Origin of the sequence: Streptomyces sp. NPDC006544 (assembly GCF_040611715.1) — a bacterium.
Taxonomy (GTDB): Bacteria; Actinomycetota; Actinomycetes; order Streptomycetales; family Streptomycetaceae; genus Streptomyces.
This window is the reverse complement of the sequence record NZ_JBEXOV010000041.1, coordinates 15,633-29,725: the sequence shown is the minus strand read 5'-3', so window position 1 is coordinate 29,725 and position 14,093 is coordinate 15,633. Positions and strand designations below refer to the sequence as shown.

General features: G+C 69.9%; 11 protein-coding genes and 2 tRNA genes. 10 read left to right on the top strand and 3 right to left on the bottom strand.

The genetic code is table 11. The annotated features are described in order from the left end of the window. The first annotated feature begins 138 nt into the window (after positions 1-138). From ABZY44_RS20105 to ABZY44_RS20095, 3 genes are all read left to right on the top strand, one after another. The gene (locus ABZY44_RS20105; protein WP_356655600.1) at positions 139-1,533 is read left to right on the top strand and encodes a pyridoxal-dependent decarboxylase; all 1,395 of its coding nucleotides are present in this window, start codon (positions 139-141) and stop codon (positions 1,531-1,533) included. Continuing rightward, positions 1,530-1,988: an HD domain-containing protein gene (locus ABZY44_RS20100; RefSeq protein WP_356655598.1), complete on the top strand. Its 459-nt coding sequence runs from the start codon at positions 1,530-1,532 to the stop codon at positions 1,986-1,988. The genes ABZY44_RS20105 and ABZY44_RS20100 overlap by 4 nt, the downstream gene beginning before the upstream one ends. A 128-nt stretch (positions 1,989-2,116) precedes the next feature. Beyond that, a complete protein-coding gene (locus ABZY44_RS20095) occupies positions 2,117-2,311 on the top strand; it encodes a hypothetical protein (protein WP_215021580.1) in 195 nt (64 codons plus the stop codon). Positions 2,312-2,704: 393 nt separating this feature from the next. On the opposite strand, the gene ABZY44_RS20090 is transcribed toward ABZY44_RS20095, so the two are convergent. Then, positions 2,705-2,775, bottom strand: a tRNA-Gly gene (locus ABZY44_RS20090). Between the two features lie 167 nt (positions 2,776-2,942). Between ABZY44_RS20090 and ABZY44_RS20085 the strand changes: the two genes are divergently transcribed. From ABZY44_RS20085 to clpX, 5 genes are all read left to right on the top strand, one after another. Beyond that, positions 2,943-3,019 (top strand) — tRNA-Pro (locus ABZY44_RS20085). Between the two features lie 187 nt (positions 3,020-3,206). Further along, a complete protein-coding gene (gene tig / locus ABZY44_RS20080) occupies positions 3,207-4,589 on the top strand; it encodes a trigger factor (protein ID WP_356655596.1) in 1,383 nt (460 codons plus the stop codon). A 297-nt stretch (positions 4,590-4,886) separates the two neighbouring features. Then, on the top strand, positions 4,887-5,504 hold the full coding sequence (locus ABZY44_RS20075) for an ATP-dependent Clp protease proteolytic subunit (protein ID WP_215021577.1): 618 nt from the start codon (positions 4,887-4,889) through the stop codon (positions 5,502-5,504). 85 nt (positions 5,505-5,589) lie between these two features. Next, positions 5,590-6,261, top strand: coding sequence for an ATP-dependent Clp protease proteolytic subunit (locus tag ABZY44_RS20070; protein WP_285427762.1), 672 nt, complete (start codon positions 5,590-5,592; stop codon positions 6,259-6,261). A 152-nt stretch (positions 6,262-6,413) separates the two neighbouring features. After that, positions 6,414-7,700, top strand: coding sequence for an ATP-dependent Clp protease ATP-binding subunit ClpX (gene clpX, locus ABZY44_RS20065; RefSeq protein ID WP_356655593.1), 1,287 nt, complete (start codon positions 6,414-6,416; stop codon positions 7,698-7,700). Between the two features lie 77 nt (positions 7,701-7,777). On the opposite strand, the gene ABZY44_RS20060 is transcribed toward clpX, so the two are convergent. Continuing rightward, positions 7,778-8,713 (bottom strand): hypothetical protein, encoded by a 936-nt coding sequence (locus ABZY44_RS20060; RefSeq protein ID WP_356655591.1) that lies wholly within the window; start codon positions 8,711-8,713, stop codon positions 7,778-7,780. A 128-nt stretch (positions 8,714-8,841) separates the two neighbouring features. Here ABZY44_RS20060 and ABZY44_RS20055 point away from each other — a divergent pair, with 128 nt between their 5' ends. Together ABZY44_RS20055 and ABZY44_RS20050 are read left to right on the top strand one after the other, a co-directional pair. Further along, entirely contained in the window at positions 8,842-11,463 is a 2,622-nt protein-coding gene (locus tag ABZY44_RS20055; protein ID WP_356655589.1) for a valine--tRNA ligase, read from the top strand. Positions 11,464-11,690: 227 nt separating this feature from the next. Continuing rightward, positions 11,691-12,839 carry a histidine kinase gene (locus ABZY44_RS20050; protein WP_356655586.1) on the top strand — a complete coding sequence of 383 codons (1,149 nt, stop codon included), beginning with the start codon at positions 11,691-11,693 and terminating at the stop codon, positions 12,837-12,839. A gap of 115 nt (positions 12,840-12,954) precedes the next feature. Here ABZY44_RS20050 and ABZY44_RS20045 read toward each other — a convergent pair whose 3' ends face one another. Then, positions 12,955-14,004 (bottom strand): rod shape-determining protein, encoded by a 1,050-nt coding sequence (locus ABZY44_RS20045; protein WP_356655584.1) that lies wholly within the window; start codon positions 14,002-14,004, stop codon positions 12,955-12,957. Between the last annotated feature and the right edge of the window lie 89 nt (positions 14,005-14,093).

Here is a 14,093-nt window from a genome sequence, read left to right as displayed (position 1 = left end):
ACCACACCCCGCACCCACCGCTTCGCGATCATCCCCCGACCTTACGGCCGGACTCAGGGGACCGTCCCGGGCCTCCACGGGCCAATCGCCCCCGATTGGCCGGTCCGCCGCCGCCCGGCGGGGCCTAGCGTGCCCCCCATGGACCGCACCCTCGCCGCCGATCTCGCCCGCCTCCCCGCACTCCTCGACGCCACCCGTGACGCCGCCGCCGCGACCCTCGCGGCCCTGGGCGCACGTCCCGTCGTACCTCCCCGCCCGGAGGGGCCCCCGGCTCCCGAGCCGCTCCCCGAGCACGGCGCCGGGACGGAAGCCGCCCTCGCCGCCTTCGAGGACCGCTGGGCCCCGCGGCTGTCGGCCTCGGCGGGCCCCCGCTACCTGGGCTTCGTCACCGGCGGCGCCACCCCCGCCGCCCTCGCGGGGGACTGGCTCACCGCGACCCACGACCAGAACTCCAACTCCGCCCTGGACGGCGGCGGCCAGGACCTCGAACGCGAGACCGTCGGCTGGCTCCGCGAGCTCTTCGGCCTCTCCGACGCCCACACCGGCACGTTCGTCAGCGGCGCCACCCTGTCCAACACCACCGGCCTGGCCATCGCCCGCGAATGGCTCGGTGAACGCCTCGGGGTCTCCCCGGCCGCGGACGGCGCGGCCGCGCTCGGCCGGGTCCGTGTCCTGTCCGGCGCCCCGCACTCCTCCATCGCCAAGGCCCTCTCCGTCCTCGGTCTCGGCCGTCGCGCCCTGGTCCCCGTACCGACCCTGCCCGGCCGGGAGGCCGTGGACCCGGCGGCGCTGGAGCGCGCCCTCGCCGACGAGCCCGGCCGCCCCGCCGTCGTCGTCGCCAACGCCGGCACCGTCAACACCGTCGACTTCGACGACCTCCCGGCCATCGCGGCCCTGCGCGCACGCCACGACTTCTGGCTGCACACCGACGCTGCCTTCGGCGCCTTCGCCGCGCTGTCCCCGGAGCACGCCCACCTCACCTCCGGTCTCGACGCCTCCGACTCGGTCTGCGTCGACCTGCACAAGTGGCTCAACGTCCCCTACGACAGCGCCGTCCAGTTCACCCGCCGCCGCGACCTCCAGGCCCGCGTGTTCCAGAACGCCGCCGCCTACCTCGGCCCCCTCGGCGACCACCCCGACCTGGTCCACCTCACCCCCGAGAACTCCCGCCGGCTGCGCGCGCTCGCCGCCTGGTTCACGCTGCGCGCCTACGGCCGCGAGGGCCACCGGGAGATCGTCGAACGCGACATCGCCTGCGCCCGCGCCCTCGGCGCCGCCCTCGCACAGGACCCGTCCTTCACCGTCCTCGCCCCGGTCCGGCTGAACGTCGTCTGCTTCACCCTCGCCGAGGCGCCCACCCCCGAACGCCTCACGGCCCTGCGCGAAGCGGCCGGCTCCGAAGTCTTCGTCACCCCCACGCACTACGCGGGAACCCCCGCCCTGCGCGCCGCGTTCTCCAACTGGCGTACGACGCAGGCGGATGTGCGCCGGATCGCGCGGGCACTGCACACGGCGGCAAGGGAGCTCGGATGACCGACCACCACCCCCTGACCCTCATCGAGGTCGAGGCCCTGGCGCGCGCCGCGCACGAGGGCCAGACCGACAAGGCCGGCAGGCCGTACGCCGAGCACCTCGCGGCCGTCGCCGAGGGAGTGCGCCTGCGCGGCGGCACGGCCGAGCAGCAGGCGGCGGCCTGGCTCCACGACGCGATCGAGGACGACGCCCTCACCCTGGCCTGGCTGGAATCGGCCGGACTCCCGTCGTCCGTCAAGGAGATGGTCCTGTCCCTCAGCAAACGCCCCGGAGAACCGGTCGAGGAGTACGCCGCCCGCGTCCTCGCCACTCCGGGCGCGCTCCTGGTCAAGGAGGCCGACCTGGCCCACAACGCCGATCCCGCCCGCCTCGCGGTCCTCGACGCCGCGACCCGCGACCGCTTGTCCGCTAAGTACGCCTATGTCCGCTCGCTCCTCGGACTCGCCGCCTCCTGACGGGAATGCGCCAGGTCTCTTGGCCACCAGGCGGATAGGCGGGGCGTGTTGGTGGGAAGATGGCCCATGTGGGGGTGTGCTGGTCGCGCCCCGGGCCGACCAGGGGACGACTGAAGGTGTGATCAGAAGTGGCCATTTCGCTGTCAGTAGTGGTTCTGTTGGCGATCATCCTCGTGGTGCTCGTCCGGGGAAGTCACCTCAAGGCCGGCCCCGCGATCGTCGCGGTCCTCTTCGGCTTCTTCCTCGCGTCCAGCTCGATCGCCCCGGACGTCAACCGCTTCTTGAACTCCCTCGCGGACACGATCGCCGGCATCAAACTCTGAGCCGGCCCGGGACGAGCGGGTGACGGGAATCGACCCCGCGTAGCTGCCCTGGGCCAGACGGGGAAAGCGCACACGCGCCGCGCTGCGACAGCCGCGGCGCGGGGGGAGGAACTGCATGAGTGCGGCGGGGGAGCCGTCGTGCTGACCCGCGAGATCTACCGGGGCCTGTTCCGCACCAACCCAGTCGCCGACCGGCTAGAGGTCCCGCCGCCGTTCACCGATCCCGACGCTCGTAGACGAACTTCCGCCCCTTGGCGTTGCGGATGATCCATTCCCTGTCGCGGCGGTGCGGCAAGGGGCACGCAGGGGGCACGGCGGCCTGATCGCAGCCCCCGGGAACGACGAAGGGCCAGGTCGAGGAAACATCCTCTGACCTGGCCCTTCGTACTTCTGAGCGGGTGACGGGAATCGAACCCGCGTAGCTAGTTTGGAAGACTAGTGCTCTACCATTGAGCTACACCCGCAGCACATGCACCGCAGGTCCGGGGACCGCGGCACGGACAGCATCCTAGCGGGTCGGAGCGGGGGATCGCACACCACATTGCGGCCCCGCGTGTGCGCGCGGTGACGATTTCGCCGGAACTCCGCGCGGCGGAGGGTCTTCGGGCATGTACCCTACGTGTCGCACCGACGGGGTGTGGCGCAGCTTGGTAGCGCGTCCGCTTTGGGAGCGGAAGGTCGTCGGTTCGAATCCGGCCACCCCGACCAGCAGGGCCCTTCGCCGAAGATCGCGCGGGTGATCGCGCCGATGATCGCGTTGTGGGCTGATTGCCGCTTGCGGTTACTATGCAAGCTGCGTGCCCGTGTGTCTGATGTACCGGGCCCGATCCGCCGGACCGCTGAATCCCAGCGTGACGACAGAGACCCCAGCAGTCAGCCACAAGGAGACCAAACCGTGAAGAGCGCCGTGGAGACCCTGAACCCGACTCGGGTTCGGCTCACTGTTGAGGTGCCCTTCGAGGAGCTCAAGGAAAGCCTCGACGCGGCCTACAAGAAGATCAACCAGCAGGTCACGGTGAAGGGCTTCCGCAAGGGCAAGATCCCCGCCCGCGTCATCGACCAGCGCTTCGGCCGCGGTGCGGTGCTCGAGGAGGCCGTCAACGACGCCCTCCCGAAGTTCTACACCGAGGCGGTCAACGAGGCCGACCTGAACCCGCTGGGCCAGCCCGAGGTCGACATCACGGAGCTGAAGGACGGCGAACTGCTGGCCTTCACCGCCGAGGTTGACATCCGTCCCGCGATCGAGATCCCGGACTACTCCGGCATCGAGGTCACGGTGGACGCCATCGAGGTCTCGGACGAGGACGTCGAGAAGTCGGTCGAGCAGCTGCGCGGCCGTTTCGCGTCCACCAAGGACGTCGAGCGCGCGGCGGAGGACGGCGACGTCGTCACCATCGACCTCGAGGCCAAGGTCGACGGCGAGGTGCTGGAGGACGGTGTCGCCCAGGACGTCTCCTACACCATCGGCTCGGGTGAGCTTCTCGAAGGCATCGACGAGGCCGTCAAGGGCCTGGAGGCCGGTGGCGAGGCCACCTTCACCTCCCAGCTCAAGGGCGGTTCCGCCGAGGGCAAGGACGCCGAGGTCACCGTCAAGGTCACCAAGGTTTCCGCCCGCGAGCTGCCGGAGCTGGACGACGAGTTCGCCGGCATGGCCAGCGAGTTCGACACCCTCGAAGAGCTCAAGGCGGACAGCCGCAAGCGCCTCGAGAACATGAAGCAGTACGACCAGGCCACGCAGGCCCAGGAGCGCGTCCTGGAGAAGCTGCTGGAGCTCGTCGAGGTCCCGATCCCCGAGAAGCTCCTCGCGGACGAGGTCCAGACCCGCAAGCACAACCTCGAGCACCACCAGCTCGGCCAGATGGGCCTGTCCATCGAGAAGTACCTCGAGATCCAGGGCAAGACGGTCGAGGAGTTCGACGCCGAGACCGCCGAGCAGGCGATCAAGGGCATCAAGACCCAGTTCGTCCTCGACGAGCTGGTCAACAAGGAGAAGCTGAACGTCAACCAGGAGGAGCTCACCGAGCACCTCATGCGGCGTGCCTCCTCCTCCGGCATGTCCCCCGACCAGTTCGCCCAGGCCGTCGTCGAGGGCGGCCAGGTTCCGATGCTCGTCGGCGAGGTCGCCCGCGGCAAGGCCCTCGCGGTCGTCGTCGAGGCCGCCAAGGTCACCGACACCAACGGTGAGGTCGTCGACCTCTCCGACGACGAGGACGAGGACGCCGAGACCGTCGAGGCCGTCGAGGCCGCCGACGAGACCGCGGCCGACGAGGCCAAGTAACACCCCGGGGTCACCCCCGCCGAGCAGTACCGGAGCACTGCCGAAGGGCCCGTACGCGACCGCGTGCGGGCCCTTCGCGGCAGCCGGGGCGAACGCCCCGTGAGCGGCCGCGGACCTTGCGCTCCGAGCGAACAGTTCGGGAAGCGGGATGGCGTTGTCCTACCTGCGCGTTAGGGTCCATGAATACGAGGGCACGGGAGTACCCGACGCCGCGGGGCATCGCCCCGTCGGTAGGTCCGAGCCCCAGAACGAGACGCTGAGACGGCACATGGCCGTCGGAGACGAGCAGGTGGATACGTGACGAATCTGAAGCCTTACGCCGCGGGTGAGCCGTCCATCGGTGGCGGCCTCGGCGACCATGTCTACAACCGGCTGCTCGGCGAGCGCATCATCTTCCTCGGCCAGCAGGTCGACGACGACATCGCGAACAAGATCACGGCGCAGCTCCTGCTCCTGGCCGCCGAGCCGGAGAAGGACATCTACCTGTACATCAACAGCCCCGGTGGCTCGGTGACGGCGGGCATGGCGGTCTACGACACCATGCAGTACATCCCGAACGACGTCGTCACCATCGGTATGGGCATGGCGGCCTCCATGGGCCAGTTCCTGCTCACCGGCGGCACCGCGGGCAAGCGCTTCGCGCTCCCGAACACCGACATCCTGATGCACCAGGGCTCCGCCGGCATCGGCGGCACCGCCTCTGACATCAAGATCCAGGCCCAGTACCTGCTGCGCACGAAGCAGCGCATGGCTGAGATCACCGCCCGCCACTCCGGCCAGACCGTGGAGACGATCATCCGCGACGGCGACCGCGACCGCTGGTACACGGCGGAAGAGGCCAAGTCCTACGGCCTCATCGACGAGATCATCTCCGCGGCGTCCCTGGTCCCCGGCGGCGGCGGCACCGGGGCCTGATCCGGCCCCGGCGCGCGGGTCCCCGTACGGGGGCCCGTACGCCCGCCAGCACCAGGCAAGCCTCAGCCCGCAGAACGCCACCAGGATGGTGAACACCCAGATGCACATGAACAACCTCTCTCCCGCGAGCGGCCTCTACACCGGCGCGCCGGTGGACAACCGCTACGTCGTTCCGCGCTTCGTCGAGCGCACCTCGCAGGGCGTGCGCGAGTACGACCCGTACGCGAAGCTCTTCGAGGAGCGCATCATCTTCCTCGGCGTGCAGATCGACGACGCCTCCGCCAACGACGTCATGGCACAGCTGCTGTGCCTGGAGTCGATGGACCCGGACCGCGACATCTACCTCTACATCAACAGCCCCGGTGGCTCCTTCACCGCGCTGACGGCCATCTACGACACGATGCAGTTCGTGAAGCCGGACATCTCGACGGTCTGCATGGGCCAGGCGGCCTCCGCCGCCGCCGTCCTGCTCGCCGCCGGCGCCCCCGGCAAGCGCATGGCCCTGCCGAACGCCCGCGTGCTGATCCACCAGCCCTCGGGTGGCACCGGTCGCGAGCAGCTCTCCGACCTGGAGATCGCGGCGAACGAGATCCTGCGCATGCGCGACCAGCTGGAGACCATGCTGGCCAAGCACTCGACGACGCCGCTGGAGAAGATCCGCGACGACATCGAGCGCGACAAGATCCTCACTGCCGAGGGCGCGCTCGCCTACGGCCTGATCGACCAGGTCGTCGCCACGCGCAAGACCTCGCACTGATCCTTGCCGCCAGTTGGCGTGGGCACGTCGCCGGATTCGGGATGTGAACCACGTCAAGGGGGCCCCGCACGGGGCCCCCGGCAAGGTACCGTCGGATATGAGGCACCGGGGGCGCTGATCCAGGCGTCTCCCAGGCGAAGGGGAAGTACCTCGTGGCACGCATCGGTGACGGCGGCGACCTGCTCAAGTGCTCGTTCTGCGGAAAGAGCCAGAAGCAGGTGAAGAAGCTCATCGCGGGACCCGGTGTGTACATCTGCGACGAGTGCATCGACCTCTGCAACGAGATCATCGAAGAGGAGCTCGCGGAGACCTCCGAGGTCCGGTGGGAGGAACTCCCCAAGCCCCGTGAGATCTACGAGTTCCTGGAGAGCTACGTCGTCGGCCAGGAGCCGGCGAAGAAGGCGCTCTCGGTCGCGGTGTACAACCACTACAAGCGCGTCCAGGCCGGCGAGAACGGCGGCGCACAGGGCAAGGACGACGCGATCGAGCTCGCGAAGTCCAACATCCTGCTGCTGGGCCCCACGGGCTCGGGCAAGACGCTGCTGGCCCAGACGCTCGCCCGCATGCTCAACGTCCCGTTCGCCATCGCCGACGCGACGGCGCTCACGGAGGCCGGATACGTCGGCGAGGACGTCGAGAACATCCTGCTCAAGCTGATCCAGGCGGCCGACTACGACGTCAAGAAGGCCGAGACCGGGATCATCTACATCGACGAGATCGACAAGGTCGCCCGCAAGAGCGAGAACCCGTCGATCACGCGCGACGTGAGCGGTGAGGGCGTGCAGCAGGCCCTCCTGAAGATCCTGGAAGGCACGACCGCTTCCGTACCGCCGCAGGGCGGCCGCAAGCACCCGCACCAGGAGTTCATCCAGATCGACACGACGAACGTGCTGTTCATCGTGGGCGGCGCCTTCTCCGGCCTGGAGCGGATCATCGAGTCCCGCGCCGGCGCCAAGGGCATCGGCTTCGGGGCGACGATCCGCTCGAAGCGCGAGATCGAGGCGAGCAACCAGTTCCAGGAGGTCATGCCGGAGGACCTGGTGAAGTTCGGGATGATCCCCGAGTTCATCGGCCGTCTCCCCGTCATCACCTCGGTGCACAACCTGGACCGCGAGGCCCTGCTCCAGATCCTCATCGAGCCGCGCAACGCGCTGGTGAAGCAGTACCAGCGGCTGTTCGAACTCGACGGTGTGGAGCTGGACTTCGAGCGCGAGGCGCTGGAAGCCATCGCGGACCAGGCGATCCTGCGCCAGACGGGCGCGCGCGGCCTGCGCGCCATCATGGAAGAGGTCCTGATGTCGGTGATGTACGAGGTCCCGTCCCGCAAGGACGTGGCCCGCGTGGTCATCACCGCGGACGTGGTCCGCTCCAACGTCAACCCGACGCTGGTCCCGCGGATCGTCCCGAAGGACCAGGGACCGCACGAGAAGTCGGCGTAGCCGCACGGCAGGTACGCGTACGCAGAAGGGGCGCCCCCGACCGGGGGCGCCCCTTCCGTTCGACTGCGTGCCGTCCGCTACTTCTTGACGCGGGCGGTGTTGTAGACCTTCGCGGTGAGGTCCGCGGTCTGCTCCAGGGTGTAGCCCTTCTTGCCTGCGAGGAGGGAAGCCACGTCGCTGGCGCTGACCATGCTCAGGGTGCTGTAGTCACCCCAGACGCAGAGCGGCAGGGTCATCTCCTTCGGCTCCTTCGCCGTGGTGCTGGTGCGCGTGGAGGTCAACTTCATCTCCTGGCACTTCATCACCGCGCCCTTGAAGCCGGCCGGGGTCATGGCCTGGGGGCTCCCGATCAGCTCCGCCGAGAACTCCTTCTCCTTGCCGGCGTTGAGCTTGGCCATGGCGAAGTACGAGTCCACCGACTTCTCCGGGTCGGCGATGTCGCCGTAGAGGCCGGTGAAGTTCAGGCCCTTGGCGGTCAGCGGGTTCTTCGGGTCGCCGGACTGGTAGTTCATGCCGACCTGGGTGGGGTTCTTGATGCCCACCCCCTCGGCTTCCTTCTTGTCCTTGTCGCTGAAGTCCTTGGCCGCGTACTTCGGGTCCTTCTTGAAGTCGTCGACGGACTCCGGGGCCACCAGCTTGTAGCCCTTGGTGTCGGCCGAGATGGAGGCGCTCGCGCCGCCGCCCTTCGTGAAGTACCAGCCCGCGCCGCCGATCACGGCGACCGCCAGGACCACCGCGACGACCACGCCGGCCTTCGACTTCTTCGGGGGCGTGCCGCCGTACGGAGGCTGCTGCGGGTAGCCGCCGTACGGGGGCTGCTGCTGCGGGTAGCCCTGCGGGGGGACGCCCTGGGGGGCCTGCTGCGGGTATCCGTAGCCGGGCTGCGGGGCCGCGGGCTGCTGCCCGTAGGGGCCGGGCTGTCCGTAGGGTCCCGGCTGCTGCGGCTGCTGCCCGTAAGGCCCCGGCTGCTGCGGCTGTTGGCCTCCGTACGGCCCCGGCTGGTTGTAGCTCATCCCGCGTCCCCCCATGAGGTTGTTTATTCGTTTCACACATCCTGGCGGAAGCCGTGGGCCCACAGGGCCGCGGGGTCCCTGGAAAGCCGGTTTCATGACTGGACTGTTACCGCTCTAAACTGTGCCTCGTGACCGAGAACACGCAGACACCCAGCAGCCCCGACTCCGAACTGCCGACCGCCTACACGCCGGCCGACGTAGAGGGGAAGCTCTACGAGCGCTGGGTAGAGCGTGGCTACTTCGAGGCGGACGAGAAGAGCGAGAAGCCTCCGTACGCCATCGTCATCCCGCCGCCGAACGTCACCGGAAGCCTCCACCTGGGGCACGCCTTCGAACACACGCTGATCGACGCCCTCACCCGCCGCAAGCGCATGCAGGGTTACGAGACGCTCTGGCAGCCCGGCATGGACCACGCGGGCATCGCCACCCAGAACGTCGTCGAGCGAGAGCTCGCCAAGGAGGGCAAGTCCCGCCACGACCTGGGCCGCGAGGCGTTCGTCGAGCGCGTCTGGCAGTGGAAGGGCGAGTCCGGCGGGCAGATCTCCGGCCAGATGCGGCGCCTCGGCGACGGCGTCGACTGGTCGCGCGAGCGCTTCACCATGGACGAGGGCCTGTCCGAGGCCGTCCAGACCATCTTCAAGAAGCTCTACGACGACGAGCTGATCTACCGGGCCGAGCGCATCATCAACTGGTGCCCGCGCTGCCTGACCGCGATCTCCGACATCGAGGTCGAGTACCAGGACGACGAGGGCGAGCTCGTCTCCATCCGGTACGGCGAAGGTGACGCCTCCATCGTCGTGGCGACCACCCGCGCCGAGACGATGCTGGGCGACACGGCCATCGCCGTCCACCCCGGGGACGCGCGCTACCAGCACCTCGTCGGCACCGAGATCGAGCTGCCGCTCACCGGCCGCCGCATCCCGGTCGTCGCCGACGAGCACGTCGACCCCGAGTTCGGCACCGGCGCCGTCAAGGTGACCCCGGCGCACGACCCGAACGACTTCGAGATCGGTCAGCGCCACGGCCTGCCCAACCTCGCCGTCATGGACGAGCACGCCATCATCACCACCCACGGCCCCTTCCAGGGCCTGGACCGGCTGGAGGCCCGCTCCGCCATCGTCGCCGCGCTGCGCGCCGAGGGCCGCATCGTCGCCGAGAAGCGCCCGTACACCCACTCGGTGGGTCACTGCTCGCGCTGCAAGACCACCATCGAGCCGCGTCTCTCGCTCCAGTGGTGGGTCAAGGTCGGCCCGCTCGCCAAGGCCGCCGGTGACGCGGTCCGCGACGGCAAGGTCAAGATCCACCCGCAGGAGATGGAGAAGCGGTACTTCGACTGGGTCGACAACCTCCACGACTGGTGCATCTCGCGTCAGTTGTGGTGGGGCCACCGCATTCCGGTCTGGTACGGCCCGAACGGCGAGATCGTCTGCGTCGGTCCCGACGAGCAGCCGCCCACCGGCGAGGGCTGGACCCAGGACACCGACGTTCTGGACACCTGGTTCTCCTCCGGCCTGTGGCCGTTCTCCACGCTCGGCTGGCCGCAGCAGACCGACAGCCTGGCGAAGTTCTACCCGAACGCCGTCCTGGTCACCGGCTACGACATCCTCTTCTTCTGGGTCGCCCGGATGATGATGTTCGGCCTGTACGCGATGGACGGCACCCCGCCGTTCGGCACCATCGCCCTGCACGGCATGGTCCGCGACGAGCGCGGCAAGAAGATGTCGAAGTCCTTCGGCAACGCGGTCAACCCGCTGGACTGGATGGACAAGTACGGCTCCGACGCGGTCCGCTTCACGCTGGCGCGCGGCGCCAACCCGGGTGTCGACGTCCCGATCGGTGAGGACTGGGTCCAGGCCTCCAGCAAGTTCGCCAACAAGATCTGGAACGCCACGCGCTTCGCGCTGATGAACGGCGCCACGATCGAGGGCGAGCTGCCGAGCGCCGAGCAGATGTCGGCGACCGACCGCTGGATCCTGTCGCGGCTTGGCAAGACCGTCGCCGAGATCGACGCGTTCTACGAGGACTACCAGTTCTCGAAGCTGTCGGACGCCCTCTACCACTTCGCGTGGGACGAGGTCTTCGACTGGTACGTCGAGCTGTCGAAGACGACCTTCTTCGCGGGTGGCGAGCCGGCCAAGGCGTCCGCCCGGGTCCTCGGCGAGGTCCTCGACGTCATGCTGCGGCTGCTGCACCCGGTGGTCCCCTTCGTCACCGAGACGCTGTGGACCACGCTGACCGGCGGCGAGTCCCTCGTGATCGCCGACTGGCCGAAGGACAGCGGCTTCCGCGACGCGGCCGCCGAGGCCGAGATCGAGGGCGTCCAGGCCCTGGTCAGGGAGGTCCGCCGGTTCCGCAAGGAGCAGGGCCTCGACGACAAGCAGAAGGTTCCGGCCCGCCTGGACCTGTCGGCCACCGCGCTGGCCGCGCACGAGGGTGCCATCCGCCAGGTTCTGCGCCTCCAGCCCGAGGGCGAGGCGTTCAGCGCCACCGCGACCCTGCCGGTCGCCGGTGCCACCGTCGCGCTCGACCTGTCGGGCACCATCGACGTGGAGGCGGAGCGCAAGCGGCTCTCCAAGGACCTGGCGGCCGCCGAGAAGGAGAAGCTGCAGGCCGAGGCGAAGCTCGGGAACGAGGCGTTCATCGCCAAGGCGCCCGACAACGTCGTCGACAAGATCAAGGGCCGCCTCACCAAGGCCGAGGGCGACATCGCCCGGCTCCGGACCCAGCTGGACGCGCTGCCCCCGGCCTAGCCCTCCGGTGGCGCGGTAGAGCGCAGGCGAAGGCCCCCACGCCGTCGGTCGACGTGGGGGCCTTCGCCGTATCTGTTCCCCGCCGGAGAGCCGCCGTCACGGCAGACGGCTGCCGCACCCCGTAAGGATCAGCGCCGCGTGACCGGATGGTCCGAAGTGCCGTATATCACCCCTTGTGCGGCGTCCGCGGATCGGATCCACGATGTCGACCACGGATGATGGAAGGCATGCACGTGAAGCCCGTCGTCCCGGCGTTCCACCGGGCCCTGGCCACCGGTCGCCGGTTCGCCGAGGGCTGGGCCGGCTCGCCCCGGGCGATGGACCTGCTCACGGCGGGCAGCTGCTTCGCCCTGATGGCCCTGGACCTGCCGGGCCTGGCCGCCGCGGACAACTCCCTCAACGGCCCGCTCGCCGCCGTGGTGCTCGCCGTCGGCTGCCTCGGCCTGCTGGTGCGCCGGCGCGCGCCCTGGGTCTCCTACCTCACCGCGCTGTTCTTCATCGGCTGGCTCCACGAACTCACCCTGATCCAGTTCGCGCTCTACTCCGTGGGCCGCTACCGCGGGCGCCGCACCGGGATCCTGGCCACCCTGGGGTACGTGGCCTTCGCGCTGATGGTGTTCGCGGTACCCGGCTGGCCCGAGCCGCGGATCGAGACCCTCAGCTCCTTCCTCAGCCTCGTCGTCCCCATCGGGGTGCTCGCCTCGGCCGTCGGCATCGCCGCCTACCGGCACGACCTCGTGCGCGAGCTCGACACCCGGCGCGCGGAGGCCGCGGTCCTGCGGGCCGTGGAGCAGGAGCGCACCTCGGTGGCCCGTGATGTCCACGACTTCGTGGGGCGGGAGCTGACCCTGCTCACGGTCCGCTCCGAGGTGCTGTCGATGCGGGCGCGCGAGACGGCGTACGCGAAGGACTTCGAGGAGCTGGCCGACACCGCGCGCCGGGCGCACCTGGTGCTGAACGAGATCATCGTGCAGCGCGGGGAGCGGGCCTCGACCCCGGGGGTTGAGGGGCTGGCGGAGCTCGCGCAGGAGAGCGGGCGCGCGGGTTCGCCCGTACGGCTCGACCTGGATCCGGAGGCACACGGGCTGTCGCCGCTGCGGCAGGCGGCGGTCTACCGGGTGGTGCAGGAATGCCTGACCAACGCGGCCAAGCACGCCCGCGGCGAGACCATCGAGGTCTCGATAGCGGCGAACGGGCCGCAGCTTCGGATCGCGGTCAGCAACGGCCTGCCGGAGCGCACTGCGACCCGGGCGCCGGTCTCCGCGGGTTCGGGCACGGCGAGCATGTCGGAGCGCGTGCGCAGCCTGGGCGGCAGCCTGACGGCGACCCGCACGCAGGACGCGTACGAGGTCGTCGCGACCTTCCCGAAGGGCTAGACGACGTCCAGGCTTCGGGAAGGTCCTCGCCGGTGTCCGCGGGCGCGGGTGCCGGGGCTCCGGTTCTGTCCGTGGGCGCGGGCACCGGCCCCTCCCGCACTGCCGGGCCCGGGTGTCAGGCCTTCGCCGGTGCGAGCAGGCTGCTGAGCGTGTCCATGTCCTCGACGCAGCGGCCCGAGCCCAGGGCCACGCAGTCCAGCGGTGAGTCCGCGACGAAGACGGGGATCCCGGTGGCGGAGGCCATCCGCAGGTCCAGGCCGGGCAGCAGCGCGCCGCCGCCGGTCAGGACGATGCCGTGCTCCATGACGTCGCCGGACAGCTCGGGCGGGCACTCCTCGAGGGTGGTGCGCACGGCCGCGATGATCGCCTCGACGGGTTCGTCGAGGGCCGCGCGGACGTCGGCCGCGCCGAGCTGGAGGCTCTTGGGCATGCCGCCGACCTTCTCGCGGCCCCGGACGGTGAAGCTGCGGGTCTCCAGCTCCGGCCGGTCCGGCACGGGCCAGGCCGAGCCGATGCCGATCTTGACGTCCTCGGCGGAGCGTTCGCCGATGAGCAAGGAGTGCTCCCTGCGGACGTAGTCCATGATCGCGCCGTCCAGCCGGTCCCCGCCGACGCGCAGGGACTGGGCGGTGACGATGCCGCCCAGTGAGATGACGGCGACCTCGGAGGTGCCGCCGCCGATGTCGACGACCATCGAGCCGCGCGCTTCGGACACCGGCAGTCCGGCGCCGATCGCCGCGGCCATCGGCTCCTCGATCAGGTGCACGGTCCTGGCGCCGGCCCGGGTGGAGGCGTGGATGATGGCCCGCCGCTCGACCGGGGTGACCCCGGAGGGCACGCAGATCACCATCCGGGTGCGTACCCGCCGGCCGGGGACGGCCTTGCGGACGAAGTGCCGGATCATCTCCTCGGCGGCCTCGTAGTCGCAGATCACGCCGTCCTTGAGCGGGCGGATCGCGGTGATGGAGCCCGGGGTGCGGCCGATGGTCTCCTTGGCCTCGGCCCCGACGGCCAGGGCGGTGGTCGTGCCGGCCTTGACCGCGACCACGGACGGCTCATTCAGGACGATGCCGTGCCCCCGCGCGTAGACGAGGGTGTTGGCGGTTCCCAGGTCTATCCCTATGTCGCGGCTGGAAGCTGTCTTGTTGGTGCTGGCCTGCGGCATTCGTTCCCCTATCTCCTGTCCGCAAGGCTTGCATGACGATCAGGTCGCCTCCGCCGCCGAAGGCCCCGAAGCGACCAGGCCGAAAGTCC